This window comes from Bdellovibrio bacteriovorus (assembly GCF_041888015.1).
In the GTDB taxonomy this organism is placed as follows: Bacteria; Bdellovibrionota; Bdellovibrionia; order Bdellovibrionales; family Bdellovibrionaceae; genus Bdellovibrio.
Window position 1 is genome coordinate 3,653,664 of the sequence record NZ_CP168968.1, and the last position, 26,292, is coordinate 3,679,955.

The 26,292-nt window shown below is 48.2% G+C and carries 29 protein-coding genes and 1 tRNA gene; 18 read left to right on the top strand and 12 right to left on the bottom strand.

Translation table 11 applies throughout. The features are described 5' to 3' along the window. The first annotated feature begins 5 nt into the window (after positions 1-5). The 9 genes from ACES2G_RS17435 (at position 6) to ACES2G_RS17475 (ending at position 8,041) form a co-directional block, all read left to right on the top strand. Entirely contained in the window at positions 6-737 is a 732-nt protein-coding gene (locus ACES2G_RS17435) for an isoprenyl transferase (protein ID WP_347355852.1), read from the top strand. Then, positions 709-1,542 (top strand): phosphatidate cytidylyltransferase, encoded by an 834-nt coding sequence (locus tag ACES2G_RS17440; protein WP_374000880.1) that lies wholly within the window; start codon positions 709-711, stop codon positions 1,540-1,542. The genes ACES2G_RS17435 and ACES2G_RS17440 overlap by 29 nt, the downstream gene beginning before the upstream one ends. Before the next feature lie 76 nt (positions 1,543-1,618). Beyond that, positions 1,619-3,292, top strand: a complete 1,674-nt coding sequence (rseP, locus tag ACES2G_RS17445; protein ID WP_347355848.1) for an RIP metalloprotease RseP — start codon at positions 1,619-1,621, stop codon at positions 3,290-3,292. Beyond that, positions 3,289-3,993 carry a tRNA (adenosine(37)-N6)-threonylcarbamoyltransferase complex dimerization subunit type 1 TsaB gene (gene tsaB, locus ACES2G_RS17450; protein ID WP_347355846.1) on the top strand — a complete coding sequence of 235 codons (705 nt, stop codon included), beginning with the start codon at positions 3,289-3,291 and terminating at the stop codon, positions 3,991-3,993. Before rseP ends, tsaB begins: the two co-directional genes overlap by 4 nt. 18 nt (positions 3,994-4,011) lie before the next feature. Then, positions 4,012-4,965, top strand: coding sequence for a P-loop NTPase (locus ACES2G_RS17455; RefSeq protein WP_347355844.1), 954 nt, complete (start codon positions 4,012-4,014; stop codon positions 4,963-4,965). An 8-nt stretch (positions 4,966-4,973) separates the two neighbouring features. Beyond that, positions 4,974-5,600, top strand: a complete 627-nt coding sequence (locus tag ACES2G_RS17460; protein ID WP_347355842.1) for a helix-turn-helix domain-containing protein — start codon at positions 4,974-4,976, stop codon at positions 5,598-5,600. Then, positions 5,590-6,600 carry an RluA family pseudouridine synthase gene (locus tag ACES2G_RS17465; protein WP_347355840.1) on the top strand — a complete coding sequence of 337 codons (1,011 nt, stop codon included), beginning with the start codon at positions 5,590-5,592 and terminating at the stop codon, positions 6,598-6,600. The genes ACES2G_RS17460 and ACES2G_RS17465 overlap by 11 nt, the downstream gene beginning before the upstream one ends. Further along, complete coding sequence (locus ACES2G_RS17470; protein WP_347355838.1) at positions 6,597-7,295, top strand: polyphenol oxidase family protein; 699 nt, start codon at positions 6,597-6,599, stop codon at positions 7,293-7,295. The genes ACES2G_RS17465 and ACES2G_RS17470 overlap by 4 nt, the downstream gene beginning before the upstream one ends. A gap of 119 nt (positions 7,296-7,414) precedes the next feature. Beyond that, positions 7,415-8,041, top strand: a complete 627-nt coding sequence (locus tag ACES2G_RS17475) for a hemolysin III family protein (RefSeq protein WP_347355836.1) — start codon at positions 7,415-7,417, stop codon at positions 8,039-8,041. An 83-nt stretch (positions 8,042-8,124) separates the two neighbouring features. Here the strand turns inward: ACES2G_RS17475 and ACES2G_RS17480 are convergent. From ACES2G_RS17480 to ACES2G_RS17505, 6 genes are all read right to left on the bottom strand, one after another. Continuing rightward, a tRNA-Phe gene (locus ACES2G_RS17480) sits at positions 8,125-8,200 on the bottom strand. A gap of 54 nt (positions 8,201-8,254) precedes the next feature. Then, positions 8,255-9,418, bottom strand: a complete 1,164-nt coding sequence (locus ACES2G_RS17485; protein ID WP_347355835.1) for a cystathionine gamma-synthase — start codon at positions 9,416-9,418, stop codon at positions 8,255-8,257. Between the two features lie 17 nt (positions 9,419-9,435). Beyond that, a complete protein-coding gene (locus ACES2G_RS17490) occupies positions 9,436-10,482 on the bottom strand; it encodes a cysteine synthase family protein (protein ID WP_347355834.1) in 1,047 nt (348 codons plus the stop codon). Between the two features lie 5 nt (positions 10,483-10,487). After that, complete coding sequence (locus ACES2G_RS17495; protein WP_262555249.1) at positions 10,488-10,697, bottom strand: hypothetical protein; 210 nt, start codon at positions 10,695-10,697, stop codon at positions 10,488-10,490. 27 nt (positions 10,698-10,724) lie between these two features. Then, positions 10,725-11,162, bottom strand: a complete 438-nt coding sequence (locus tag ACES2G_RS17500) for a hypothetical protein (protein ID WP_347355832.1) — start codon at positions 11,160-11,162, stop codon at positions 10,725-10,727. Continuing rightward, the gene (locus tag ACES2G_RS17505; protein WP_347355830.1) at positions 11,150-11,890 is read right to left on the bottom strand and encodes a hypothetical protein; all 741 of its coding nucleotides are present in this window, start codon (positions 11,888-11,890) and stop codon (positions 11,150-11,152) included. The genes ACES2G_RS17500 and ACES2G_RS17505 overlap by 13 nt, the downstream gene beginning before the upstream one ends. A gap of 147 nt (positions 11,891-12,037) precedes the next feature. Between ACES2G_RS17505 and ACES2G_RS17510 the strand changes: the two genes are divergently transcribed. Continuing rightward, positions 12,038-12,172 carry a hypothetical protein gene (locus ACES2G_RS17510; protein WP_374000881.1) on the top strand — a complete coding sequence of 45 codons (135 nt, stop codon included), beginning with the start codon at positions 12,038-12,040 and terminating at the stop codon, positions 12,170-12,172. 372 nt (positions 12,173-12,544) lie between these two features. Here ACES2G_RS17510 and ACES2G_RS17515 read toward each other — a convergent pair whose 3' ends face one another. Genes ACES2G_RS17515 through ACES2G_RS17535 form a run of 5 tightly spaced genes read right to left on the bottom strand, consistent with a single transcriptional unit; the run spans position 12,545 to position 16,208 of the window. Further along, complete coding sequence (locus ACES2G_RS17515; RefSeq protein ID WP_374000882.1) at positions 12,545-13,195, bottom strand: hypothetical protein; 651 nt, start codon at positions 13,193-13,195, stop codon at positions 12,545-12,547. Positions 13,196-13,220: 25 nt separating this feature from the next. Beyond that, on the bottom strand, positions 13,221-13,997 hold the full coding sequence (locus ACES2G_RS17520; RefSeq protein ID WP_347355825.1) for an MlaD family protein: 777 nt from the start codon (positions 13,995-13,997) through the stop codon (positions 13,221-13,223). Between the two features lie 8 nt (positions 13,998-14,005). After that, on the bottom strand, positions 14,006-14,725 hold the full coding sequence (locus tag ACES2G_RS17525; protein ID WP_347355824.1) for an ABC transporter permease: 720 nt from the start codon (positions 14,723-14,725) through the stop codon (positions 14,006-14,008). Further along, the gene (locus ACES2G_RS17530) at positions 14,722-15,501 is read right to left on the bottom strand and encodes an ABC transporter permease (protein ID WP_347355822.1); all 780 of its coding nucleotides are present in this window, start codon (positions 15,499-15,501) and stop codon (positions 14,722-14,724) included. The genes ACES2G_RS17525 and ACES2G_RS17530 overlap by 4 nt, the downstream gene beginning before the upstream one ends. Beyond that, positions 15,498-16,208 carry an ABC transporter ATP-binding protein gene (locus ACES2G_RS17535; protein WP_374000883.1) on the bottom strand — a complete coding sequence of 237 codons (711 nt, stop codon included), beginning with the start codon at positions 16,206-16,208 and terminating at the stop codon, positions 15,498-15,500. The genes ACES2G_RS17530 and ACES2G_RS17535 overlap by 4 nt, the downstream gene beginning before the upstream one ends. A 199-nt stretch (positions 16,209-16,407) precedes the next feature. Here ACES2G_RS17535 and ACES2G_RS17540 point away from each other — a divergent pair, with 199 nt between their 5' ends. Both ACES2G_RS17540 and ACES2G_RS17545 read left to right on the top strand, forming a co-directional pair. Beyond that, positions 16,408-17,739: a hypothetical protein gene (locus tag ACES2G_RS17540; protein WP_374000884.1), complete on the top strand. Its 1,332-nt coding sequence runs from the start codon at positions 16,408-16,410 to the stop codon at positions 17,737-17,739. After that, a complete protein-coding gene (locus ACES2G_RS17545) occupies positions 17,739-17,990 on the top strand; it encodes a hypothetical protein (protein ID WP_374000886.1) in 252 nt (83 codons plus the stop codon). Before ACES2G_RS17540 ends, ACES2G_RS17545 begins: the two co-directional genes overlap by 1 nt. Here the strand turns inward: ACES2G_RS17545 and ACES2G_RS17550 are convergent, their stop codons facing one another. After that, positions 17,991-18,746: an ABC transporter ATP-binding protein gene (locus tag ACES2G_RS17550; RefSeq protein ID WP_374000887.1), complete on the bottom strand. Its 756-nt coding sequence runs from the start codon at positions 18,744-18,746 to the stop codon at positions 17,991-17,993. Positions 18,747-18,952: 206 nt separating this feature from the next. Here ACES2G_RS17550 and mdh point away from each other — a divergent pair, with 206 nt between their 5' ends. The 6 genes from mdh to ACES2G_RS17580 all read left to right on the top strand — a co-directional run bounded on the left by mdh (position 18,953) and on the right by ACES2G_RS17580 (position 26,056). Then, positions 18,953-19,897, top strand: coding sequence for a malate dehydrogenase (mdh, locus tag ACES2G_RS17555; RefSeq protein WP_374000889.1), 945 nt, complete (start codon positions 18,953-18,955; stop codon positions 19,895-19,897). A 13-nt stretch (positions 19,898-19,910) separates the two neighbouring features. Next, complete coding sequence (gene sucC, locus ACES2G_RS17560) at positions 19,911-21,074, top strand: ADP-forming succinate--CoA ligase subunit beta (protein WP_374000890.1); 1,164 nt, start codon at positions 19,911-19,913, stop codon at positions 21,072-21,074. A gap of 5 nt (positions 21,075-21,079) precedes the next feature. Then, positions 21,080-21,952 (top strand): succinate--CoA ligase subunit alpha, encoded by an 873-nt coding sequence (gene sucD, locus ACES2G_RS17565; protein WP_374000891.1) that lies wholly within the window; start codon positions 21,080-21,082, stop codon positions 21,950-21,952. Between the two features lie 216 nt (positions 21,953-22,168). Next, positions 22,169-23,764: a beta-sandwich domain-containing protein gene (locus tag ACES2G_RS17570; RefSeq protein ID WP_374000892.1), complete on the top strand. Its 1,596-nt coding sequence runs from the start codon at positions 22,169-22,171 to the stop codon at positions 23,762-23,764. Between the two features lie 101 nt (positions 23,765-23,865). Continuing rightward, positions 23,866-25,539 carry a hypothetical protein gene (locus tag ACES2G_RS17575; protein WP_374000894.1) on the top strand — a complete coding sequence of 558 codons (1,674 nt, stop codon included), beginning with the start codon at positions 23,866-23,868 and terminating at the stop codon, positions 25,537-25,539. A 178-nt stretch (positions 25,540-25,717) separates the two neighbouring features. Beyond that, complete coding sequence (locus ACES2G_RS17580) at positions 25,718-26,056, top strand: DUF2388 domain-containing protein (RefSeq protein ID WP_262555234.1); 339 nt, start codon at positions 25,718-25,720, stop codon at positions 26,054-26,056. Positions 26,057-26,292: the final 236 nt, after the last annotated feature.

Consider the following 26,292-nt stretch of genomic DNA (forward strand, 5'->3'; position numbering starts at 1 on the left):
CCTACGTGAGTTTACCAAAGCATGTTGCTATTATTATGGACGGAAACGGGCGCTGGGCTCAGCTCAAGCGTCGTCCGCGCACGTTCGGCCACATCAAGGGAACTCGCGTTGCCAAAAAGATCATCACGGCGTGTTCACGCCGTGGGATCAAGAATCTGACCCTTTACGCCTTCAGCACTGAAAACTGGTTCCGCCCTCAGGATGAAGTCAGCCTGCTGATGCTGATCCTGCGCCGCTATCTAAAGCGTGAAACTGACAATCTGGTGAAAGAAAACATCCGCTTCTCAGTGATCGGGGATTTGTCCCGCATTCCTCTGGATGTTGCCAATGCCATTGAAAAATCCATCGAAGCCACAGCTCAATGCACAGGTTTAAATCTTGTCTTTGCATTGAGCTATGGCTCTCGCCAGGAAATCACTCAGGCTGTCCGCGAATTGGCGGAAAAAGTCGCTGCCGGGGAATTGTCTCCGTCAGAAATCGACGAATCCATGATCAATTCATCCCTGAGCACTTTCCCGACACCAGATCCGGATCTCATTATTCGTACCAGTGGCGAACAACGACTTTCGAACTTCCTGTTGTGGCAAGCTGCCTACTCAGAGTTTTATTTTACCGAAACTCTGTGGCCTAACTTCACCGAGTCTCACCTTGACGAAGCTTTGCAAGCCTTCGCAATGAGACAACGCCGTTTCGGCAAGGTCTCAGCAAATGACAACGTGGAAAAGCTTTCTAACTAGAGCCGTCTCGGCCCTTATTGCCCTGGCCCTTATTGTCGGACTTTATGTTTCGATGGGAATCAATGGCCTAAAAATCGCTGTCGGCTTTATCGTCGTTGTCGGCACCTGGGAACTGATGGGTATTCTTTTCCACCGTGAAAAATCCGTGTTTCTGAAGTTTCTTTTCATGGCGATGACCTTACTGGTCTTCGCAGCCTCCATCACATCACTGAGCACTGGCTCCATCATCTATGCAATCGCCACTATCGTTATGATCATTGCCGTGCTTTTGACTTCCCATAAAGAAGGCAATCTGGAGTTCATGGCGTCCTTCCACGCGAAGTCCGCTTTGGGGCTGTTCTATATGGGACTTTTGCCGTCGTTTGCTTTCCGCTTGCTGGATCAGTCCTATGGTCTTTCCTGGTTTATTTTTCTGTTGGCTGTTGTTTTTGCAGGCGACACGATGGCTTATGTATTTGGTGTGCTGTTTGGCAAAACCAAAATCATGCCGTCTGTTTCTCCTAAAAAATCCTGGCAGGGTTCTATCGGTGGCATCATTGGTTCCGTGGTCGCCGGTTTGATTTGCTGGTTGTTCCTGTTCCCAGAACACAGACTTCCTATGTTCCTGGTCTTGGGCGGCCTTTCCGGTTTTGTTGGCCAGTTCGGAGACTTCTTCGAATCTTTGCTTAAACGTGTCGCCGACGTGAAGGATTCCGGCAAAATCATGCCGGGTCATGGTGGCGTCTTAGATCGAGTCGATGGCGTCCTGTTCGCAAGTCCTGTTGTTTTGGCAGGAGTTCTGATTCTCTCTCATCTTTTGTCCTAAGAGAAACGTCGAGCCGCGGGGAAGAAAACCCTTAATTTTCTACCCCTTATTCCCGGCCTCCCTTTAGAATGGGGGAATGGATATTTTCTCTTACTTACAGTCAGGCCTTTCCGCAATCGTTCCCTTTGTCATCCTACTCGGAATCCTTATTTTTGTTCACGAGTTAGGTCACTTCCTGGTCGCGCGTTGGTGCGGTGTACGTGTTGAAGTTTTCAGTCTGGGTTTTGGTAAAAAACTTCTGACTTACAAACGCGGAGACACCACTTACGCCCTTTCTCTGATCCCACTGGGTGGGTATGTGAAAATGTTCGGCGAACAAAACGGCGAAGGCATTTCTGAAGAAGACAAAAAAGTGTCTTTCACGCACAAAAACGTATGGCAGCGTATTGCTATCGTTCTGGCCGGTCCTTTGATGAACTTCTTCTTTGCGATTCTGGTCTTCTTTGTCGTTGCCCTGATTGGCGAGGATGCAAAAACTCCGGTCTTGGGTGATGTGGCTGCGAACTCTCCGGCTTACGCAGCAGGTTTCCGTTCTGGGGACCAGATTGTCACTATCAATCAAAAACCCATCACAACTTGGGAAGATGTTCAGCGCGCGCTCAGCCTGAAAGAAAGTCACGATCTGCATCTGGATGTGGATGTAAAACGTGAAAATACAGGCGAATCGGCAGCGATTTCCGTCACAGCAAAACCGGAAGCCAATCCCAATGTGCTTTCCAGCTATGATTATATCGCCAACGTGGAAGGGATCTCTCCTTATTCTACGGGCACAACTGTGGGGGTCTTTGAAACTTCTCCCCTGCATGCTTTGGGGCTGCGCACAGGTGACAGCATCACCAGCATCAACGGCGCGAAGGTTTCCTACTGGAGACAGTTGGATTCCACTCTAGCCAAAGTGAATGCGCAAGAGCCTTTGACCTTGGAAGTATTGGGTCAACGTGAAGGTGATAAGACAGCAAAAGCAATCACGATCACAATGGCGCCTTTGGCTTCCATTAAAACATTCTCTTTGCAAAGTCTGGGGCTGGAAAGTTCTGAACTTTATCTGGCACGCGTACTGGAAGGCTCCCCCGCGCAAGCTGCGGGTCTTCGCCCTGGTGATCGTTTGGTGAAAATCAATCAGGTGACTTTGCAAAAGTGGGAAGATGTTCTGAACAACATCAAATCCTTCGACGGCCAAAAGCCTGTCGCATTGTCTGTCGTACGTGATGGAAAGACCATTGATCTGGAAATCACTCCGAAAATGACCAAACAGATGACCGCGGCGGGCGCGGAAGAAAAGCGCTACACCATCGGCATTTCACCCATGGCCAATATCGCCATGCCCGAACTGATGACGTTGCGTTCTTCCAATCCGGTGGATGCGTTGATTCGCGGCACGGAAAAAACCTGGGAAGTCTCTGTCATGACAGTGATGAGCTTCGTGCGTTTGTTCCAGGCTAAGATTTCTCCAAAAAATATTGGTGGTGTGATCTCCATCGGCCAGGCTGCGAGCGAAACATTCAAAATTGGCATTACTCAGTTCCTGCAAATGATGGCGATTATCTCTGTGAATCTGTTCATTCTGAATTTGCTTCCGGTTCCGGTGCTGGATGGTGGTCATCTGGTGTTCTATGTGATCGAACTGGTCAAAGGAGCGCCGTTAAGCATCAGAAAAATGGAGATCGCACAGCAAGTGGGTCTGGCCATCTTGATGAGTCTTATGATATTTGCTCTGTTTAACGACTTCACACGTTTACTGGGATTATGAAAATACTAGCTATGGAAACCAGCACCGCTGTCGGCGGTGTTGCGGTTATTGTTGATGGAAAAGTGATTGCAGAAGAAACAACTCTGCGCCAGAAAACCCATAGCGAAATCATCAGTCCTTTCACCGAACATTGTCTGACCAAAGCTGGTCTTCGCCTTGAAGACATCGACGCTTTTGCCGTGGGACAAGGCCCGGGCAGTTTTACTGGTATTCGTGTCGCCGCCAATGCCGGGAAAACTTTTGCCTACAGCTTCAATAAGCCCATGGTGACAATTGATTCTTTGGTGCTTTTGGCAGAAAAGGCCCGCGGATCTGACAAGCCCGTCTTATCCATCATCAATGCTTACAAAAACATGGTGTACCTGGGACTTTTCGATATGAGTGGTCCAGAGCCTCGTTACCTGAAAGGTCCGGCCGCCATCCCAGTTCGCGATTTGTCCCAGCATATCCAGCAGGAGGTCCTGGTCGTCGGCGATGGCTGGGAGGCTTACAACGAGTACTTCCCCGAAGCCTTGCGCAGTCTGATGCACAGAAATCCCGATATTCCAGACTATCCATTAGCTTCCACATTGGGACTGATGGCGGAAAAAAGAGTACAAAGTGGTCAAACTTTGGACTGGAAATCGTTTATTCCTCTTTATATTCGCGCCTCTGAAGCCGAAGAGACAAAAAAAGGGATTCTTATCACCCCACTGAAATAGCAATAAGAGGATGCATCCATGGATCAGGCTGTATTGGACTTTAAAACTTCTCGCGCAAACAAAGAACAAGACACAAAGCTATGGGTTGTTGCCTCTGGTAAAGGCGGAGTGGGAAAAACCTTTGTTTCAACCAGCTTGGGCATCACTCTTTCGAAACTTGGACATTCAGTGGCGATTGTGGACCTGGATCTTAGCGGTTCCAACGTTCATACGGTGTTGGGCCTGCCGCCTTCTCACATGAACATTCGTCATTACTTTGAAGGTGCTAAAACTCTGCAAGAGCTGGTGATCCCGACTCCATTCCCACATCTTTCTTACGTTCAAGGTTTCTGGGATTCCTGGACTCCGACTGACTTTTCATACAATCAAATTCAGAATCTGATTCCGGAACTGAAAAATCTGCGCGCTGACTATGTCATTGTTGATATGGGCGCTGGCGCTTTAGAGGCTCACTTGGAGCTTTTCAAAGCCGCAGACGAAAAATTCCTGATCACAACTCCGGAACCAACCAGCATCGAGAAAACCTATCGTTTTATTGAATCCTTCGTTTGCTATTCCCTAAAAGCCAGCGCAACCCCGGATGCCTATGGCAGCATGATCTCCACTTTGCGCAATCATCGCCAAAGAACATTGGAAAAACCATTTTCTTTCCGCTCTTATCTGAAGGATGCCTCGGGTATTCATTACGATTTCTTTGAGGCACTTTCATCAACGCCTGTGCGTTTGATCGTGAACTCTTCCCGTAATCAGGCCAATGAAGAGCTTGGTTTCTCAATGAAAAGTGTTTGTAACAAGTACTATGATTTGGGCATCGACTACGCGGGCTCCATCGATTATGACAATGCAGTGTGGCAGTCCGTGCGTGTGAGAGAACACGTTCTTGTGGCCCAACCCTTTACTCCGCTTGCAGGACAATTTTTGGCAACCTGCAAACAACTTATTGCACCTGAGGAGCTTCGCGCCGTAGTATAATAGCTACGATGCAAGCGACGTCTCGATACAATTATTATGAAGTTCTAGAGCTAACGGCCAACGCTCCTCAACACGAGGTGACGACGGCGTATGAGCGTGCTCGTGCCACTTATTCTGGCGACAATCCTGCGATCTACACTATTTTCTCTGAACAAGAGGCTCGTGAGCTTCTTGTGGTGATCGAAGAAGCTTATCAAGTTCTGGGTAACAAGATCCTTAGAACCATTTATGACCAACGCCTTTTGAGCGGCAGATCTTCTTTGAATGATCTGACCTATGCCTCCATCCTGGAAGCCAGCAAACAAGTCTTCCCTGAGCCCAAAGTTGAAAAAACAACTCCGGTCTATCAGAAAGACGAAGCCTTTGAAAAAGAAGTGGCCGCCCGCACTGAGTGGGATGGCGAATTCATCAAAAAGGTTCGCGAATACAAGCAAATCACTGTCTCCAAAATGAGTGAGATCACAAAGATCAATTCCTACTACGTCACTGCTGTGGAAAATATGGATGCCGGAAATCTGCCCGTCATCGTTTTTGTACGCGGTTATGTGGTTCAAATTGCCAAAGCCCTGGGTCTTGACGAGAAAAAAGTCGCAGACTCTTACATGAAGAGCTTCAAGAACAATCTTGGAAAATAAGACCGCGACAACGACCATTAAAGTCACTGCCACTGCAGAGATGAATGGGCTGCGCCTTGATAAAGCAATGGCCCTTATTGAAGAAGTGGGCACTCGCTCCCGTGCAGCTCATCTTTTGGAGTCTTCCGCAGTTCTACTGAATGGCAAACCAGCCAAAGCCTCTGTTGCTGTCAAAGAAAACGACCTGATTGAAATTCAACTTCCCGAACCAGCGCCCACGGAACTTCAGCCTTATGATTTGAAGCTTGATGTTCTGTTTGAGGACGAGGATCTGATCGTTATTAATAAGCCCGCAGGCCTGGTGGTTCACCCGGCAGCCGGTCACGCCCATGACACCTTGGTAAATGCGCTGATCGCCCACACTGATGATCTATCCATGAAGTTTGGTGAAGAACGCCCGGGCATTGTTCATCGCCTGGACAAAGAAACCAGCGGCGTGATTGTCATCGCGAAAAATGACAAGGCCCATGAATCTCTGACCTCCCAGTTTAAAGAGCGCAGTACACATAGAATCTATTACGCCGTCTGCCTGGGAACTGCCCGTGTCTTAAGCGGGAATGTAAAAAGCTTCCTGGCTCGCCATCCAGTGGATCGCAAAAGATATGCATCTGTTTTGGGTGAAGACCGCAAGCCGATCACCAATCAGGACGAGGCTCCTGAAATCGGTAAATGGGCCGTCACTCACTATGAAGTTCTGCAAAGAAAAGGCGGCTTCAGTTATATGAAGCTGAAACTTGAGACCGGCCGCACCCATCAGATCCGTGTGCATATGTCTGAAAGCGGATTGCCTATTGCTGGAGATGTTCTTTACGGTGCAGATCGCAAGATCAAGGGCATCGAAGCGCGCGGATCACAAGAAGACGTCCGACAACTTTCCCGCTTCCTGCTTCATGCCGCCGAACTGGGTTTCACACATCCCCGCACCGGCGAAAGAATGTTCTTCCAAAAAGACTGGCCGGAAGAAATTCAAATCCTTCTTAAAAAGTGGGGTTTGATATGAATCTGACTCAAACTCCACTGGGTTATGAGTTACGAACACCCTATATCACCGCTTTCTTTGGAAATGCCTCGGCCACTTACGCAGATATTCAAAAAGCCTATCCTCAATTTCACACTGTTCGCCTGAAACAAATCCACAGCGATGCCGTAGTGGAAAGTCCGGACAATTCTCAAGACTATCAAATAATTGCAGATTCCCACTTCAGCACGACTAAGGATCTAGCCCTGTGTGTGATCACTGCTGATTGTGTGCCGGTGCTTTTCTATCACCACACGACAGGATTGATCGCCGGGGCCCACGCTGGGTGGCGCGGGGTTGCCAACAGAATTATCCCCAAGACAGTGCAAGCACTTGTCGAAAAAGGAGCTGTCGCTTCCGAGCTGGACGTGATCATCGGTCCACATATTCAAAAGAACAGTTTTGAAGTGGGCAACGATGTTCGCGATCAGATTCTGACAAGTCTGGGACCACTCAGTCCGCAAGAAAGAGCTCTTTATTTCTCTTCTTTGGAAAACAATAAATCTCTGGTGGATTTAAACAGCATCGTCCGAACACAGTTGCAGCAAGAGGAAGTTTCTTTAGAACGCCTTTTTGATCTGCACATTGATACGGTCACAAATCAGGACTTCCATTCCTATCGCCGTGACAAAGAAAAATCCGGAAGACAAGTCAGCTTCATCTGCCGAACATCGTAAAGATGAATATCCGTTTGTCTTAAAAAATTGAACAGTATTACTGGACCGCTTTCATTTTTACTGCAGCCCTGCAGATCTCTTAAGCTAAACTAAAAGCTCTAAGAGAAAGTTTTGCAGCAATGATTCAGAAAATTGAACACGGAGAAAAGCTCAATGTCGTCACCCACGCCATCGGAGCATTACTAGCGCTGATCGGGTGTGCTCTGCTGCTGGGGCTTGCCGCCACCAAACACGACACCTGGAAGATCTTCAGCTTCGGCGTGTATGCAGTCTGTACCGTGGGTCTTTACTGCATTTCCACCATCTATCATGGCACTCGCGGCGAGCGCAAAAAACTGTATCGCCGTCTGGACTATATCGGCATCTATCTGAAGATCGCCGGGGGTTATACTCCGTATGCCCTGCTGGCATTGCGCGGAACTTTGGGTTGGGTGATTCTGGGAGTCGTCTGGTCTCTGGCATTGGTGGGAATTTTTTGGGAGCTTTTAAATCCAAAAAACCGCCTGCCTTCGCTCTTGTTGTATTCAACCATGGCGGTGACGATCTTCCCATTTATCAAGTATCTGATGGATGCGATTCCCCCAATAGGTTTTGCGATGATTATCGCAGGCTTCATCAGCTATGGCATCGGCATGATCTTCTTCCTGAATGATGAACGCATCAAACACGGCCACGGCGTATGGCACGTTTGCGTGATGGGCGGAACCGCCCTGCAGTATCTGTGTCTGCTGATTTATTTCACTTAAAAAAACGCCTGGGAAATCAGGCTTCAGAAACGAAAAAACCCGCTTTATGAGCGGGTTTTGTTGCTTCGAACTTTTTAGAAAAATGGTGGCTTGAGACGGAATTGAACCGCCGACACAAGGATTTTCAGTCCTCTGCTCTACCAACTGAGCTACCAAGCCACTGGAATTCAAAGAGACCAAAGGTTTATCTATTGGCCCCCTGCATGTCAACAGTTATGCCTTATCAAAAGCAGTTTTAAGATCGGCAATCAGGTCGTTCAGATCCTCAACCCCTACAGAAAGGCGGATCAGGGAGTCGTCGATCCCCAAAGCCTTGCGGTTTTCAGGCGGAACGGAGGCGTGCGTCATAATCGCCGGATGCTCGATCAGGGACTCGACCCCACCCAAACTCTCTGCCAACGAAAAGACATTCACGTTTTCCAGGAACTTACGAGCCGAATCCAGGCCCCCTTTGATGTAGAAAGTGATCATTCCACCGAAACCATGCATTTGTTCTTTCGCCAAAGCATGCTGAGGATGACTTTCCAGACCCGGATAGATGACCTTGTCCACTTTTGGATGTCCTTCCAAGAACTTCGCAATCGCCATGGCATTTTCCTGATGGGCCTTCATACGAAGTGGCAATGTTTTCAAACTTCTCAGGAACATGAAGGAATCAAACGCCCCTTGAGTCGCACCGATACCGTTGCTTAGGAACGCCATTCTTTCTGCCAGATCCGCGCGGGATACAACGACCATACCACCGACAGTATCACTGTGGCCGCCGATGTATTTCGTCGCAGAATGAACCACGATATCCGCACCCAGCTCCAAAGGTCTTTGGAAGTACGGGCTCATGAAGGTGTTATCAACCGCCACCAGAATACCTTTGGCCTTTGCGATGGCTGCGATTTTTTTGATATCAACCAATTTCAAAGTCGGATTGGTCGGAGTTTCCAGCCATACCAGTTTGGTGTTTGGTTTTACGGCTTTTTCAAAGTTTTCAACCTTCGTCAGATCAACGAATGAAAACTCCATACCGTCATGCTTAAGAATTTTGTCAAACAGACGGAAAGTGCCGCCGTACATGTCATCCATGGCAATCACATGATCGCCACCTTTGAGAAGGTGCAAAACAGTTGTCGTTGCCGCGCAACCAGAAGAAAACGCAAAACCATGTTTGCCGCCTTCAAGACTTGCCATACAGCTTTCATAAGCATGACGAGTTGGATTGTGCGTGCGGGAATATTCCCAGCCCTTGTGAACACCCGGAGATTCTTGTACGTAAGTCGAGGTCAAATAAACCGGCGTCATAATGGCGCCAGTTGAAGGATCCGGAGCTTGTCCGGCATGAATCGCACGAGTGGAAAAACCAAGGTTGTCGTTCATTTTTTTCATATCATTCACCTACTCTATTATTTTTTAAGATCAGCCAGGGCTTCTTCGGCAGAAACCACGCGGTTGAAGGCGTTTTTCATGTCAGCATCAGTCAGGAATTCGTTTTCAACCATCCACTTGTCGTTGAAAGCCTTGCTCAGATAAGCGCGACCGCTATCCGGGAAGATCACCACGATGTTGGAAGGTTTTTCCAGTTTTTCAGCGGCTTTCATCGCTCCTACCAAGGCCAAAGCGCTGGATGGACCGACCAGCAGACCTTCTTCAGCCACCAAACGGCGAGTCATCGCGAAAGCCTCGGGATCGGAAACACGTTCAAAGCCGTCATAGATATTCAAATGAACGTTGTCAGGGAGCATGTCCTCGCCGACACCCTCCACTTTATAAGAGCCCGGTGGATCAACGATCTTTTTATGGTAGTACAGATCATAAAGGATGCTTCCGATGGGATCTGCACAGATCGCTTTGACCTGTGGATTCATTTCTTTCACATAGCGTGCGATACCGGAAAGTGTTCCACCCGTACCCGCACCACCCACGACCATGTCCACTTTTCCATCCATCTGCTTCCAGATTTCTGGACCTGTGGTGCGATAGTGACGCTCAGGGTTGTCAGGGTTATGGAATTGATTCACCAGGAACGCTCCCGGAGTTTCATCGGCGATCTTTTTTGACACGGAATAATGGCTCAGCGGATCTTCCGGCGCCACCATCGGAGTGATGACAACTTTGGCGCCATAGGCACGCAAAATAGCTCTTTTTTCATCGCTCATTTTTTCTGGCATCACAAAAATGCATTTATAACCTTTTACAGATGCGGCCAAAGCCAGGCCCACGCCCGTATTTCCGGAAGTGGCTTCAACAATGGTTCCACCAGGCTTCAGTTGACCACGTTTTTCAGCTTCTTCGATCATCGCCACGGCCACGCGGTCTTTAATGCTGCCGCCCGGGTTGAAGTATTCCACCTTGGCGAAATAAGTGTGTTTGGAGCCCTTTGTAACGTTATTCAAACGCACCATCGGGGTGTTGCCGATCGCTTCCAGAATCGAACCATAAATATGTGACATGGGAACTATCTTTCTAAGTCTCTTCTTCTGTTGGAACGAAGATAGACTGTGTTCATGGACTGCAGAACCGTATTGATTTGAGTCATTGGGTCCAAGGAGTAAGGCATTCCAAGCTCTGTCGTGAGCTGCTTGACGAGCTGACGACTGGGTTGATCTTTCATCAACTCATCCACCAGTTTTTCAAGGGCAGCTTGCTTTTTGTCAGCCTGAGCCATAGGAATCCTCCAACAAAAGGCACTCTATCACCCCCCTCCCAAAGAGTGAAAAAAATTTTGAAGAAGCGGACCAAAAAGGAGCATCAGAAAGGCGGGAAACTGAAAGAGCAACAGAGGAATCAGCAGAATAAACGGCAACCGTGCAACTTTATTTGATATTTCCTCCTGACAGGCCTCCACCAATTCTGTTTCAAGCTGCAAAAGTACGGTATAAACCGCCTCCCCGCGCAGTCCCCGCTCCAAAATCTGCAACAAACTGCGCCGATACAGCGAAGAAAGCTGCATCAGGCACTCTTTGGTGTCCTGTCCTTGTTGTAAAAGTGCGAGCCACTGCGCCACCACCGGCGCCAAATCGTCCTTTTCGTTTTTTAGATAGCTTAAAACACCTTGGCGCACGGATTGACCGCGTTCCACCGCGCGTTTTACGTCCAACAAAAGCTTTAATGGGGGCGCTACACCTTCCATTTCATCCTCCGACCGATATAAAAGATGAAAAATAAGCCCGCCACGAACACAAATGTGGAACCGAGCAGCAGATTTTTATGTTTTTGAAATCCAAATTGCGTAATTACAAAGACAAAAAGCGCGAGGTAAAGGGCGGTGACAATTATCGCCTGCATCTTGATCTGCTGACTTACTTGTCCGGACCTACGTCGAAAATCTTCAAGCATCTTATAGTGCCTACGAAGCGCCTTTACTTGATCCAAACAGCGGTTTTGCGAGCGATCTATATCCCGCAGCTCCGCCTGAAAACCCTTGAGCAGAGCGGATTTCACGCCGATGGCTTCTTCCGACTGTTGCAAAGATTCAAAAACCTCCAGCAACTGCAAACGCACCCAACCACTTTGTGATTCGATGCCCGCATGAAGCGACGAGCGGAAAGATTTTCCCGTTTGCAAACCCAGAATCACGCAATCAAGCAGCGGAATCAGCGCGCCTTGCAATCGTCGAATCAGGAAAAAACGCAAAATCTTGGGAAAAAACTTTAAAGTTATCCAAAGAATGCCGATGAAAAGCCAGAGCAAGGTGGGTGTTGAGGCAGCACACGCGGTGAAAAAGCAGATCACAACCAAGTTCATGATCGAAAAAGATCGAACCCAGTGTTGAGAGAATGCAAAATCCCGCGCCACTGATGAAAGTATTCGGCTAACGAGCGCATGTCCGAGCAGCGAAATCGAAAAAACGATGAGCAAAGGGCACCTCCACGAACACGAATGCTCGCAAAAAATATGCAAGGTAAATTTTTTGTTGACGGCGCTGGTCGAATTGGGAAGACTTAAAGTAAGTAAAGTTTTGTAAGTTAAGAAACAACAACAACGTTTGCATCCTAGGAGGAGCACATGGCAAAGAAAGCAGCAAAAAAAGCTACTAAGAAAGCAGCTAAAAAAACTACTACTAAAAAAGTAGCTAAAAAAGCTACAAAAAAAGTAGCTAAGAAAGCTACTAAAAAAGCTACTAAGAAAGCTGCTAAGTAGTTTTTCTTAGGAACTAGTTTTTAGTTCTAAAACTAAACCCCAGAGGAAACTCTGGGGTTTTTTTATGCCCTGAAACCCGCCACCAGAGCCATTTTCCCGTCGACAGAATTTTTTCCTGACAGATAAAAAGTCTTTCTGAATTCAAAAGAAAAAATAAAAGATTCCCCAAGAAGCGACTTGCAAAGCAAGCAGCACCAGCGACTCGCGAAGCGAAAGCCAGAAACAAAAAGACCAACCCGAAAATCAAGGTTGGTCAAAAGGGTTCAGCCGCGAGGCGGAGGGTTTTTTACGAAACGGAGGCGTGCTCCAAGCACGTCGGAGAGAAGTAAAAGGCCCGACAACGAAGTGGATGGGCCCTTTTCACCAACCGGCTTAGAAGTAGTAGAGGGCGCCTATGGCGCCTGTTGGCAGCAACACAGATCTTTTCACTTCGTACATGGACATGAGTTCTCCGTAGATCGAAACCCCGCGGAAATCGCCTGAAAGCTGATTATATTGAAGGCCGAATGCTGCATTCACAAAATCTGTGCCAAAACGACCTGTTCTTTTCTCTTCAGCGGTCAAAACACGGTCCAGAATTCCGGATTCTGTGGCGGCGGACGTACTTCCGTTGGAATTATACCAGCGGGAATATCCAGCCGTCATATAAGGTGCCAAGTAATCCCCTTCAAAAGCATGCTTCCACGCCAATTGGAAAGAGTTATAACCATGGCCTGTTCCGAAGCCAGCCAACGCTCCGTCAGCATCTTCGATATTCAACTCCATGTTGAAACCCAATGTTCCCAAAGCGCCGCCAACAGACAGTCCCGCACCCACTTTGAGCTTATCACGCATGTTCAGGGTGGAAGAATAGGTGTTACCCAGGCGTTCATCGCGCATTCCCTGGACATAGTCAGTCTCAATGGAGCGCGCTTTTGTGTTAATTGATTTGGAGTCCGCACCCAGAAAAACTTCGGCTTGAGCATGAGTCGCCGCGAAGAATACGGCTGCCATCGCCACTTGGCGGATAGATATTTTTAACATAGGACCTCCCTTTGATGCGGAGATCTTAGAAAACGCGGGCTTTTACACCTTCTTGCTGCAAGAACTTGCGGATGGTCGGACCATCCAAAGGCTCCAGCCTGAAAAGAAGCTTATGAACCAACTCATAAGTCTCTTCTGCCTTCTTCGATCTCATTTTTCCTGTCAAATATGCCACGTCATCGCTGATTTTGATCGCATTATCAAGCAATCTTGCCATTTCTTTGTTCTTGGTCGTCTTGTCCAAAAGCACCAGCGTCTTGTTGAAGTTCGTGGTCAATTGATTCAATTGTTGAATCATACTGGTCACAGAGCCTTCATTCTTTTCCACCAGCTCGATGATTTTTCCAGCCAGACCGTAACCTTGAGAGATCAATTGATCCACGCGCGGAGGATCTTCACCACGAACATAGTCACCAGAAGATAATTCACCGGAATCTACAGAACCCGGAGAGATTTCCAGGAATTTTTCCCCGATCACACCAGCCAGGTTGATGAAGAATTTGGAATCTTTCCGGACACTGGTCCAGGCTTTCTTATCGATGGTGATCGTCAGGCGCAGTTTGACCTCTTCACCTTCTGTGGATTTATAACCCGGATCAAAAGTGATGGCTTTCACTTTGCCCACTTTAATACCCATGACCCGAACCGGGGAACCTTCCTCGATACCGCCGGCATAATTGTACATGACATTAAGTTCTTTGGTGTTGGAGAACGGAGAGATAAATCCCATAAAATAGGCAAAGACCACAACCAATATTGCTGAGACGAGAGCCAATAAACCGACCTTGGTTTCAACCTTCATACGTTCCCCTAATAAAGATAACTAAAAGTATAGGACAAAATAAAATCAATCACAATGATAGCAATAGAAGACACGACCACCGTATTTGTCGTTGCTCTTCCGACACCTTCGGCCCCTTGCTGACATCGGAATCCGAAATAGCAAGCGACCAGAGGAATCACGGCGCCAAAACAAGCGCCTTTGATCATTGCGAAGATCAGATCCTTGAAATCCACGAATCTTTGCATGGAAGTCAGGAACATCGAAGGTGTGTAGCCAAGATAAAGCTGACTGACTGCCATAGCTGAGAAAATACAGGCCATATTGGCCACGATCGTGATCATCATGCCGCCCAGAATGCAGGCCAAAAAACGCGGCACAACCAGATAGTTCACGGGATCAATTCCCAGCATTTTAAGAGCATCAATCTGTTCCGTGATCTGCATGGAGCCGACTTCAGAGGCATACCCCGCACCCACACGAGAACTGAGCAATAAGGCACTGACGATGGCCCCCAATTCACGCAAAATTAACAGAGCCGCAAAACCCGGCACCATCGAATCATTTTGAATGACCATCTTCATATGGAAAGAGGATTCCAGAATGGTCACAACCGCGGCAAAACACACGCAGAAGACCACAATCACCAGGCTTTTATTGCCTACGAAATAAAGTTGCTGAAAGAACTCCTTGCGACGGAATGGCGGAGTAAATAGACCGGTCATTGTCTCTGCAATCAGTGCAATCATGGTCTGTAACCTCGAATCATCGTCAGAATGATGTCACCAATAAAACTGGTCATCCAGTCCATCACCACAATGCAAACCATCGTTGTGACTGCCGTAGTAACCACCGAGCGGCCCACACCTTTAGCCCCACCGGAAGTGGAATACCCCTGATATGTGCAGACCGTCGCCAAAACCAGGGCAAAAGTGCCGCATTTAATCAGACCTGTCAGAATAGAAACCGGACTGACGATCAAAGGCACATGACGAAGATATTCCTCATAGTTCACACCGGCGAAGAGTTCCCCCATCAGAATTCCACCGAAAACAGACATCGCCAAACCCGCTGCCAGCAGGAAAAAGCTGGCGACAATGATTCCAATAAAACGCGGGACAATGATTTCCTGCAATGGATCGGCTCCCAGACAGCGAACGGCATCAATCTGCTCAGTCACTTTCATGGTTCCCAGCTCTGCCGAAGTAAAGGCCCCGACTTTTCCACTAAGCATGAAGGCGATCAACAAAGGACCGATTTCACGGAAGGTTCCACTGGTGGCCAAGGCCCCCAGATATCCCAAAGCTCCGAATTCTTTTAACTGCAATCCGAACTGAACCGTCATAATTGCACCCACAAAAAAACCCGCCATCGCCGTGGTGGGAAAGCTGTCCACGGTGACTTTCCAGATCTGCTCAAATATTTCGTGGGTTTTTAATTTCTTGAAAAAGATCGTGCGCAGAATCTTCTGAAGGAACATCAATGTTCCGCCCATCTGATCCAAGAGGGATATTACCGTTGTCATGCTTCCAACACCTCTGCCAAAAAGTCTTTTACCAGAGGATGATCTGATTTTTTGAGTTCATCAGGTGTTCCCAAAGCAACAATCGAACCTTTATCCAAAACCACGATTCGATCCGCAATCGCCAAAGCACAATTCATATCATGGCTGACGACCAAAGAAGTGGTCTTCAGCTCACGCGACAGATCCAGAATCAGCTGATTCACCGCCGTGGTTGTGACGGGATCAAGACCTGTCGTGGGCTCATCAAAAAGAAGAATTCGCGGCTCCAGCGCCACAGTTCTGGCAAGACTGACACGCTTTTGCATTCCGTAGGAGATTTGTGCGGGACGCTTTTTTTCCACACCGTGCAGGTTCACCAGACTTAGAGCCTTTGTCACTTTGGCACGAATGACTTCTTCAGAAAGTTGATAATGGCGGCGAAGCCCAAAGGCGACATTTTCATAAACACTTAAAGAGTCAAAAAGCGCCGGATGCTGAAAGACCATGCCGCATTTTTTGCGAATGGGAAGATATTGTTCTTCGGAAAATTTGGAAACTTCTTCGTTGTCGATCCAGATTTCACCTTCATCAGGAGTCATCAGACCTACAAGATTTTTTAGAAGAACGGATTTTCCTGTCCCAGATGTCCCCAGAATAAAGATGATTTCACCCTCGCGGATTTGCAGATTTAATCCGTTGAGAACCGTCCTTGTACCGAATCTTTTCACGAGGTTTTTGAACTCAATCACCTAGTTATGTTAGATGGCCTCAAGATCGCGGGTCAACCGGCAATGTGAAGGTTTCCGGATTCTTGGAACTAGTCTTAATTCTCGGAGGGGACGGACGCCAACTCGAATATAAGCGCTTTGCCGCCTCCGAACAGGCGGCACAATCATCGCTTATAAAGCTCCACATAAAGGAGCCATTATGAAGACAAAACAGATAACCTTAACTATTTCTATCATACTTTCCTCCCTCGCAGCCAATGCATCTCATCCCCTCAGCAATCCAAAAATTCCAGTTAGAAATATTGCCGAATATCAGAGAGAAAGAGCTATTAATAGACTGGAACATCTCTTCCCTCAAGCTGGCCAAAAATCACATACCGAGGCAATCCGTCTGTTTTCGATTGCCCTAAGGACTTGGAATCCAGAACTAAATCCCAATGACACCGAAAGACTTCTAGTCTCCCGAGTTGACCGAATGGGCCTTATGAAGGGCTTAGTTGAACCCCTTCTCACTCTGATGGATGTCTCCTATGCAGCTGGCCGACCCGAGTTTGCTCACATGCTAAATCCCATGCTACAACAGGTAGCTCCAGGTCTTGCTAGAAATCTCCATGAGAGATACCAGCTACCTCTGGATATCCAAGGAGAGAGCTTTCAAGACTTCTCAAATCGAAGTGACTTAGAATTAGTGCAGTTTATGAAAAGCACGCTGGGCATGGGCTGGGAAAGCTCCCCTCCTAATCGACAAAATTTCGGACAAGATGTCGACTTCATGCCAGAGGCTATCTTTGGCAGAAGTTCACTATTCGGCGCTCTTGCACAACGTACATCGACGAATCGCACTGAGGTCGAGACAACCAACGGACTTCAGCGTTCACCTCCGGTTTCAAGCACTCCATATCAGAATGATGATCGTATCAACGAGTCTCAGCTTGGAGCCAACCCGAGAAATAGCCGGGGCAACACTTCAATGCCCGGCTCCTCCTCAAGCAATGATAACGACAGACCTCGTGGCCTGTTCTCTAAAATGGATATGGCTGCTTACTCTTCTAACGCTTGCACAACAAAATGCACCTCGGACATCTTTAATGGGGCAACAGCTGGCGCGGGTGTTCCCGGACCTTGGTTTGTAAAGTTGGCGGGCAGCATCACGGGCGCTGTACTCGGAGGCGTCACCTGTGTCACCTCAGCTGAGTGCAACAAAGATCAAAAGAAAGATACCCCGCCAAAGGAAAGTCCCAAGCCACAAGAACCAAAGGAGCCTAGCCAACCCAAAGAACCACAAGAACCCAAAGAACCGAAAGAGCCGAAACCAAAGGAGCCCAATCCGAAGGCACCTCCTTCCGATGAAGACGACACTGACGATTCCGATGGAGGCAATGATGGAGAAAGCGCCGGCAATCCGGATGAAGAAGAGAAAGACTCTATACGTGTTCGCCTTGATGATGAATTTGAGCCCAAGATAGACATACCAACCATGCTAAAAGAAAAGTTTGGCAGAATTTCTACACCGATCCAAAGGAACGACTAATGAACTCCCTTTCGCGCAAGTTAAATTGGTGGATTCAGCCCCTGTTGATTATTGTGATCTTTGCTGTTCCTGCGGAATCTAGAAATGCTGTTGCACTTACGGTCAGCCTGGTTTCCCTCGGAACCCAACCCATTACGAAGAATGACTTGGCATCACTGAGTCCAAGAGACAAAGTAGGTAACTGGATCGTTACAGCGATTATATCAGGGCTTACCCTGGAACTTGCTTACCTGCAGTTTTTTGCGAAATAGCTACGCCGTGGTTGTCAGAGGGCCATGCAAAAGACCTCTGACAAACTGATGCACTCGAGGATCGGCGTGATTCTTGGTCTGCTCTGGATTGCCGGTGATTATCAACTCTTGATCGACCACCACACCGATTCGATCCGCCATCTGGAAAGCCCGATTCATATCGTTGGTGATGGCAACAATGGTGGAACCTTTTTCTTTCTTCAACTTCAAGATAAGTTCAATAATTTTTCGTGAAGTGATGGGGTCAAGACCCGCAGTGGGATCATCGTAAAAAATGATCTCCGGATCTAGAGCAAGTGCTCTGGCAATACCCAGGCGCTTTTGCATCCCACCGCTGATTTCATCGGGGTACAAATCACGGGCATGGGGAATACCGACGGCATCCAAGAAATACTCTGCTTTCTTTGTTATTTCCCAGTCCGAAAGCTCTGTGGTTTCCCGCAAAGGAAAGCTGATGTTCTGAACACAGGTCAAAGAATCGAACAAAGCATTCTTCTGGAACAGGATACCCACTTTTTTAAGCACAGAAAGACGCTCTTTTCTGCCTAGCGTTATCCATTCCTTTTGTTCAACAAAAACTTTGCCATTCTGAGGGGTTACAAGACCCGCCATGACCTTTAAAAGGGTTGTTTTCCCCTGCCCGCTGGGACCGACAATAACAAAGGATTCGCCTGCTGGAATTTCCAGGTGAATGGACTTCAAAACCGTATGGTCTTCAAAGCTCACTGTGACGTCTTGCAGGCTGATGATGCTCATTTCCGGTCCAGATTCTCTCTCCAAGCGCCTCTGCGCCGAGCGGTAAGTGTTGTCTCTAAATACGATTTGATATTGAATGGGTCATCGAACGCAAGTTTTTATTTTTTCTATTCATTTTAAGAGCTTGTAGGGGAATGACCGCACTTGCGAAGTCCACTTCGCCAAGGTCCTTGTCCTGCAAGCTCTGATGCCTGAAGGAGATTACAATGGCACACAAAAGAAATAAGATCGCCGTCATTGGTGCGGGATTCGTTGGTTCAACTACTGCTCACTGGGCAGCTCAAAAAGAACTTGGAGACGTAGTAGTTCTTGATGTGAACGAAGGCGCTGCCATCGGAAAGTCTTTGGACTTGGCTCAAGCATCCGCTATCGAGATGTTCGACACCAACATCAAAGGTACAAACAAATACGAAGATATCGCTGATGCTGATGTTGTTATCATCACTGCCGGTATGCCACGCAAGCCAGGCATGAGCCGTGATGAGCTTGTTGGTATCAATGCAAAAATCGTTAAAGACGTTTGTGAAGGCGTAAAAAAATACGCTCCAAATTCTTTCGTGATCGTGGTTTGTAACCCAATGGACGTTATGGCTGTTTACGCAAAACAAATCTTGGGCTTCCCTCGTGAGCGCGTTCTTGGAATGGGCGGCTGCCTTGATTCCGCTCGTTACCGCACATTCATCGCGGAAGAGCTGGGCGTTTCCGTTAAAGACGTTACTGGTATCGTAATCGGTAACCACGGTGATGCGATGATGCCTCTTGTGCGTCACACTTCTGTAGCTGGTATTCCTCTGACAGAGCTTCTGCCTGCAGACAAAATCGCAGCTATCGTTGCAAGAACAAAACAAGCCGGTGCTGAAATCGGCGGCCACTTGAAAACAGGTTCTGCTTACTACGCTCCTTCACGCGGTGCAGTTGAAATGGCTGAAGCAATCTTGAAAGACCAAAAACGCGTTCTTCCAGTTGCTGTTGAGTTGACTGGTGAATTCGGTGTTAACGAAGGTCTGATGGTTGGCGTGCTTGCAACTATCGGTGGTAAAGGTATCGAAAAAGTTCACAAATTTGAGATGAATCCTGCAGAACAGGAAGAGTTCAAAAAGTCTGTGGACGCAGTTCGCACCCTAGTATCTGCTCTTAAAACTGTTCAGTAATCGGAGTTATTAAATGAATATTCATGAGTATCAGGCCAAAGAAGTCTTGAGAAAGTTCGGAGTAGCCACCCTTAAAGGGAAGCTGGCTCACTCTCCTGAAGAAGCTGTTGCTGCGGCAAAAGAAATCGGTGGAAGCGTTTGGGTTGTTAAGGCCCAGATCCACGCCGGTGGTCGCGGTAAAGGCGGCGGTGTTAAAGTTGCAAAGTCCCTGGACGAAGTTTCTGAATTCACCAAAAAAATGATCGGCATGACTTTGGTGACTCACCAAACAGGCCCTGAAGGTAAAGTTGTTCAAAAAGTTTTCATCGAGCAAGGTTGCAACATCGCTAAAGAATACTACGTTGCTTGCTTGATCGACCGTGCGACTGGCAGAGCCGCTATGATGGCTTCTTCTGAAGGTGGTATGGATATCGAGGAAGTTGCTGAACACAATCCAGACGCGATCAAAAAAGTCGACATCGATCCAACTGTGGGTTTGATGCCGTTCCAGGCTCGCGAACTGGCTTTCCAAATCGGTATGGAACCAGCGATCGTGAACAAAGCGGTGAAATTCTTCGCCGGTCTTTACAACGCTTTCATTGCCACTGACTGCTCTATCGCTGAAATCAACCCATTGGTTGTGACCAAAGAGGGCGACGTTCTTTGCTTGGATGCGAAAATGAACTTCGACTCCAACTCTCTTTACCGTCATCAAGACATCGTTGAAATGCGTGACTTGAACGAAGAAGAACCTTCTGAAATCGAAGCTTCCAAGTTCGACCTTGCGTTCATCAAGCTTGATGGTAACATCGGCTGCCTTGTGAACGGTGCGGGTCTGGCGATGGCGACTTTGGACATCATCAAATTGCACGGTGCTGAGCCTGCAAACTTCCTGGATGTTGGCGGCGGCGCTAACAAAGAGAAAGTGACTGAGGCGTTCAAAATCATCCTGAAAGACAAAAACGTAAAGGGCATCCTGGTTAACATCTTCGGTGGTATCATGAAATGTGACATCATCGCGGAAGGCGTGATCGCGGCGTCCAAAGAATTGGGCTTGAAAGTTCCATTGGTTGTTCGCCTTGAAGGTACAAACGTGGAATTGGGTAAAAAGATGTTGAAAGAGTCTGGCTTGAACATCACTCCAGCCGACAACCTGACTGATGCAGCTAAAAAGATCGTTGCTGCGATTAAAGGATAAGCGACATGGCAATTCTTATTAACAAAGACACAAAAGTTATCTGCCAAGGTTTCACTGGTGCTCAAGGGACTTTCCACTCTGAGCAGGCATTGGCTTACGGAACTAAAATGGTTGGTGGTGTGACTCCGGGTAAAGGTGGCACAACTCACATCGGTCTTCCAGTGTTCAACACTGTGAAAGAAGCCAAAGCAGCCACTGGTTGCAACGCTTCTGTGATCTTCGTTCCACCTCCATTCGCAGCGGACTCCATCATGGAAGCAGTTGATGCGGATCTGGATCTTGTCATCTGTATCACTGAAGGCATTCCAGTTTTGGACATGGTGAAAGTAAAAGAATACATGAAGGGTAAACGCACTCGCTTGGTGGGTCCTAACTGCCCGGGCGTTATTACTCCAGGTGAATGCAAAATCGGTATCATGCCAGGCCATATCCACAAAGCCGGCCGTATCGGTGTTCTTTCCCGCTCTGGCACATTGACTTACGAAGCTGTGGGTCAGTTGACGGCGCTTGGCATCGGTCAATCCACTTGCGTGGGTATCGGTGGTGACCCGGTGAATGGCACAAACTTCATCGACGTTTTGAAATTGTTCAATGAAGATCCAGACACAGACGGCGTTATCATGATCGGTGAAATCGGTGGTACAGCTGAAGAAGAAGCTGCTGAGTACATCAAAGCTCACTTCAAAAAGCCGGTAACTGCGTTCATCGCGGGTGCTGCGGCTCCGGCTGGTAAGCGTATGGGTCACGCTGGTGCGATCATCAGCGGCGGCAAAGGCACAGCTGAAGCGAAGTTCAAAGCGCTTGAAGCTGCCGGTTGCAAAATCTCCCGTTCCCCAGCGGACATGGGTACGACTATGCAATCCATGCTGAAAAAGTAGTTCTAATTTTTTAGATCCCACTTTAAAAACCCACGGCAGAAATGTCGTGGGTTTTTTATTTCCTGCCGGGCTCTATCAATCCTGCCCATTTTTGGTGGCTGTTTAATTCTAAGACAATCTCTTCCGCTCATTCTCTATTAAATTGATTTTCACGCCCAAAATACTTGGACCGCATATTGAAACAGCTCCGACGTTGATCAATTTTTAGGAGTATTTATGAAACGTTCTAGAATCGCCTCTTTGATGGCGTTGCTATCCCTGGCTCACAACATCGCCCAAGCGGAAGTCATCACCGATCTTCCCGATCCAGGCAGTTGGGACGATATCACCACTGATGTTTCCACAGCTCCAACAGCACCCAATCAGGATGTGACACCGGTTCAAACGGAGTATTCGGGATCTTTGAACATTACTTCCATGTCGCGTAAATCTGGCGGCACCCTTTATCAGGTGACCTTGCAAAAAGCTCTGATCCTGAACCGTCTTGAAATCAAGGTCGATAACCAGCGCCTGAAAATTCACAGCGCCAAAGTCATCACCGAAAGCGGACGATCCATCGCTGTTCGGGAGTTTACAAACAGCCAGGTCCTGAACACCGGTGACGTTCTTACCTCTGAAAACTTGAATCTCAGTGAAAAGATCACCTCTATTGAGCTGGTGGCTGAATCCTATGGCGGAGCCGCTGACACCAACCTGCGCGCGTTTTCCAACTATGAAATTGCAAAGTTGAATCTGAAAGTCATTGAACAAACAACTGCCGAAACAGTCCGGCCTCACAATCCACCGCCTCCACCGGGTTCCCCGTCGACACCAGCAGCCCCATCGACGCCAGTGAATCCTTCCGTTGCTCAGGACAGCAGACCGGCCCCCATCAGCCGTGGCAGTGCCATTCTTTATTCAAACACTTACACAGGCCAGATCGTCGAGGTATTGAATTCAAATACCGTTCGCGTGCACTTGGATGGCTACACCGGAACCCACGATGTGGATCGTCGCCAGATCGCCACCAAAACAGACTGTCTGGGCGGTCTGTGCAGTGGTTTCAATATTCTATATACCAACTCTTACTCGGGCGTGATTCGCGCTATCTTCTCTAATAACAAAGCCCAGGTTGTTTTGGATGGATATTCCGGCGTGCATGTCGTGGATATTTCTCAACTTAGCCGATCCGTCAACTGCCTGAATGACTTCTGTGTCGGTCAGGGCGTTCGTTACAGCGGCACTTATGAGGCCACCATCAAAGCCATTTATAGCTCTGGAACAGCCCAAGTGGCCATCGAAGGATATGCCGGTCTTCACTTCGTAAAGATCTCGCAACTTGCCAAGGTGCTAAGCTGCTCGGGTGGATTCTGCGTCGGTGAACGCGTGATGTACTCCAGCACTTACAAAGGTCAAATCTTAAAGATCTATGCAAATGGCCAAGCTCTGGTCACTCTTGAGGGCTATGCCGGCACTCACAGCGTCCCAATCTCTCAGTTGTCACGAGCCCTCAACTGCGCACAAAGCATCTGCGTAGGATCAAACATGATGTACAACTACACGATGAACGCCCGCGTTCTTCAGGTGTTCAATAATGGTCAGGCAAGTGTCGCCATCGAAGGCTACAGCGGAACTCACATGGTGCCCCTCAGCTCACTCAGTCAGCCGATCACCTGCGCTCAGGGCATCTGCGCCGGAAACCGCATCGTTTATAACAGCAGCTACTCGGGCCATGTTATTACCGTCTATAGCAACGGCACGGCGTTGGTTTCTTTGTCTGGCTATTCTGGAACCCACAACGTCAATCTGCGTGACCTGGTTAAGACACGGTAGCCTTTCTTTTTTTCATGCGGACGGACCTAGTGCCCGGAAATGACTGAGATTTCCAGATTATCACTTTGTCTCTTCGCCGTTCGCCGCTATAACGGTCAGATATGAAACTGACTCTAGTAATACTGACCGTTATCGCCGCCCTTCCCGCTTTCGCCATCGAACCTGATTGGTCCGCAGGAACACCGGTTCCCGCTGGGGGCCGCGCTAATATCTACAACTGGTCCCAGGAAGAATTCCTGCACTTTCAGACTCAAGGAAAGATCCACGCTCAAATTTATCCCGTCACTGTCACAGGTATGTTGCCACCTTACGCGCCTGTTCGTCGCCTGCTGGAAGAGGACACGCGCAATCCATTCAGAAAATGGATTCAAAGCATAATGAAAGGCCTTAGTGGCTTTAAGACTTTCAACGACGTTCTTAAAGACCTGGGACTGCATGAATATCCCAAAGAAACCGAGCGCGGTGTTTACGCTGTTCCTTATCCAAATGGCATCCGCCCGAATGAGCTGATGGGCTTTGGCTTAATTGAAAGAAATGGCGCCAAGGGCTTTACGTTCAGCTGCGCTGCCTGCCACTCTTCCAATCTGTTCGGGAAAACAGTCTTGGGAATGACCAACCGATTCCCGAAAGCCAACGAGTTCTTCATCAAAGCCAAAAAAGTGGTGCCTTTGATAGACCCACATCTTTTCCAAGCATACTCCGGCGCCACCAACGCTGAACGAAAACTTCTGGAGGAAGCTAAAGATCATTTGAAAGCCGTCTCCTTGAAGAAACCCATAGCTTTGGGACTGGATACGTCGCTGGCTCAGGTAAGCCTGTCCTTGAATCGCCGGGCTAAAGATCCCTATGCCAGCTTCAGTGGCTGGCATGAACGCTTCCCTCGAGCAGATGTGTACCTTGACGACAAACCCGCAGACTCCAAACCTGCCGTCTGGTGGAATCTGAAATACAAAAATCGCTGGCTGTCTGACGGCAGTGTCCTGAGCGGAAACCCGATCTTCACGAACCTGATCTGGAATGAGATCGGCCGTGGCGCGGATCTACATGAACTAGAGCAGTGGCTGACGGACAATGACGATGTCATCAAAGAACTCACGACGGCGGTTTTCTCGTCTGAGGCTCCGCACATCACGGATTTCTACCCAGCGGAAAAAATTGATCTGGGCCGCGCGAAGGCCGGTGAGCAGGTCTTTAATAACAACTGCGCAAAATGCCATGGGCGCTATGAAAAAGCCTGGAGTTTGCCTTACGCTTTGGTTCTTTCCTCTGCTGAACGCTTAAAAACAGTTTCTGTTCACTACAAGGAAAAAACACCGGTCGTAAATGTCGGCACCGATCCGCATCGCCGACTGGGCATGAAATCTCTGGAGCAACTGAATGATCTGGCGATCTCAAAAAAGAATGGCATCGTGATCAAGGCTCAAGAAGGCTATGTCCCGCCTCCGCTGGTGGGCATCTGGGCGCGTTGGCCTTATATGCACAACAACTCCATCCCGAATCTGTGTGCGCTTTTGACTCCTGCTGCACAAAGACCGGTGGCTTATTATTCCGGGGAAGCCCTGAACACGAAAACGGACTATGACTTCGAGTGCGCGGGCTATCCCGTAGGCGCAAAAACTCCGAAAGACTGGAAAACCCGTGCGCACCTGTACGACACACGTCGTGTGGGCATGAGCAACGCCGGCCATGACATCGATATCTTTATCAAAGACGGTAAAGAGATCCTGACTGCCGAAGACAAACGCAATCTGATCCAATTCCTGCAAACTCTTTAAGTGATCACAGCAGGGGCCGTTTCTGGGCGGTCCCTGAAAAATATGTGAACACTCTTTGACTTCATTTTTAGCGTCGCTTCTGACCTAAACCCCCGAAATCTCATGTTGAAACACCTTGGCACCCTTGCTGCATTAGCGGTCCTCAGCAATTAAAGCCATTTAACTTAAAGGAGTTTCCATGAAAAAGTCCCTGATTATCGCATTGTTGCTGTCTGCAACTGTTGCTCAAGCAACTGAGATCTCTCAAGTTTACTCTGCCTCTGTAACTTCCACAGTTGATTCCATTCTTGCGATTCCTTTGATGACAACAGGTGGTGTGGTTGCAACTTCCGCATCTATCTCTGGTGAAACACTGAAATTGGTTTTGGAAGCAAAAGAAGATGCGGCAACGATGATCGCTTCTGATGGTGCTATCCGTGGTATCTCTTTGCAAAAAGCTTTGGAAGCTATCCGCGCTGAAAACCCGAAACTTCAAGCTTCCGATCTTGAGATCGCTGAAGGCATCTTGAAAATGTAATTTTCGATTCTGATTTGTTACCTCCTCTCTTCTCAAGAAAGGGCTGCCCTCGCGGGTGGCCCTTTTTTATTGCACCTTGCTGTCTCAGAATGAGTCGCCCTTGGCGATGACAACCAAGGCCCTATGTTATGAGATTTAGACACTTTTACCTGCCAAACACGAAATTACGGGGCGTTGAGCTTGGTCCGATTGTCGCATTGAAAATCCCTGTTGAAGCTTTAAAAACCTGAGTCATT

Coding starts and splice junctions, on each gene's coding strand:
- tsaB (WP_347355846.1), top strand. CDS start 3,289: ATGAAAATACTAGCTATGGAAACCAGCACCGCTGTCGGCGGTGTTGCG.
- mdh (WP_374000889.1), top strand. CDS start 18,953: ATGGCACACAAAAGAAATAAGATCGCCGTCATTGGTGCGGGATTCGTT.
- ACES2G_RS17455 (WP_347355844.1), top strand. CDS start 4,012: ATGGATCAGGCTGTATTGGACTTTAAAACTTCTCGCGCAAACAAAGAA.
- ACES2G_RS17575 (WP_374000894.1), top strand. CDS start 23,866: ATGAAACTGACTCTAGTAATACTGACCGTTATCGCCGCCCTTCCCGCT.
- ACES2G_RS17440 (WP_374000880.1), top strand. CDS start 709: ATGACAACGTGGAAAAGCTTTCTAACTAGAGCCGTCTCGGCCCTTATT.
- ACES2G_RS17515 (WP_374000882.1), bottom strand. CDS start 13,195: ATGTTAAAAATATCTATCCGCCAAGTGGCGATGGCAGCCGTATTCTTC.
- ACES2G_RS17485 (WP_347355835.1), bottom strand. CDS start 9,418: ATGAAAAAAATGAACGACAACCTTGGTTTTTCCACTCGTGCGATTCAT.
- ACES2G_RS17525 (WP_347355824.1), bottom strand. CDS start 14,725: ATGATTGCACTGATTGCAGAGACAATGACCGGTCTATTTACTCCGCCA.
- ACES2G_RS17460 (WP_347355842.1), top strand. CDS start 4,974: ATGCAAGCGACGTCTCGATACAATTATTATGAAGTTCTAGAGCTAACG.
- ACES2G_RS17550 (WP_374000887.1), bottom strand. CDS start 18,746: ATGAGCATCATCAGCCTGCAAGACGTCACAGTGAGCTTTGAAGACCAT.
- ACES2G_RS17475 (WP_347355836.1), top strand. CDS start 7,415: ATGATTCAGAAAATTGAACACGGAGAAAAGCTCAATGTCGTCACCCAC.
- ACES2G_RS17530 (WP_347355822.1), bottom strand. CDS start 15,501: ATGACAACGGTAATATCCCTCTTGGATCAGATGGGCGGAACATTGATG.
- ACES2G_RS17545 (WP_374000886.1), top strand. CDS start 17,739: ATGAACTCCCTTTCGCGCAAGTTAAATTGGTGGATTCAGCCCCTGTTG.
- ACES2G_RS17570 (WP_374000892.1), top strand. CDS start 22,169: ATGAAACGTTCTAGAATCGCCTCTTTGATGGCGTTGCTATCCCTGGCT.
- ACES2G_RS17580 (WP_262555234.1), top strand. CDS start 25,718: ATGAAAAAGTCCCTGATTATCGCATTGTTGCTGTCTGCAACTGTTGCT.
- ACES2G_RS17470 (WP_347355838.1), top strand. CDS start 6,597: ATGAATCTGACTCAAACTCCACTGGGTTATGAGTTACGAACACCCTAT.
- ACES2G_RS17520 (WP_347355825.1), bottom strand. CDS start 13,997: ATGAAGGTTGAAACCAAGGTCGGTTTATTGGCTCTCGTCTCAGCAATA.
- rseP (WP_347355848.1), top strand. CDS start 1,619: ATGGATATTTTCTCTTACTTACAGTCAGGCCTTTCCGCAATCGTTCCC.
- ACES2G_RS17500 (WP_347355832.1), bottom strand. CDS start 11,162: ATGGAAGGTGTAGCGCCCCCATTAAAGCTTTTGTTGGACGTAAAACGC.
- sucC (WP_374000890.1), top strand. CDS start 19,911: ATGAATATTCATGAGTATCAGGCCAAAGAAGTCTTGAGAAAGTTCGGA.
- ACES2G_RS17510 (WP_374000881.1), top strand. CDS start 12,038: ATGGCAAAGAAAGCAGCAAAAAAAGCTACTAAGAAAGCAGCTAAAAAA.
- ACES2G_RS17490 (WP_347355834.1), bottom strand. CDS start 10,482: ATGTCACATATTTATGGTTCGATTCTGGAAGCGATCGGCAACACCCCG.
- ACES2G_RS17495 (WP_262555249.1), bottom strand. CDS start 10,697: ATGGCTCAGGCTGACAAAAAGCAAGCTGCCCTTGAAAAACTGGTGGAT.
- sucD (WP_374000891.1), top strand. CDS start 21,080: ATGGCAATTCTTATTAACAAAGACACAAAAGTTATCTGCCAAGGTTTC.
- ACES2G_RS17540 (WP_374000884.1), top strand. CDS start 16,408: ATGAAGACAAAACAGATAACCTTAACTATTTCTATCATACTTTCCTCC.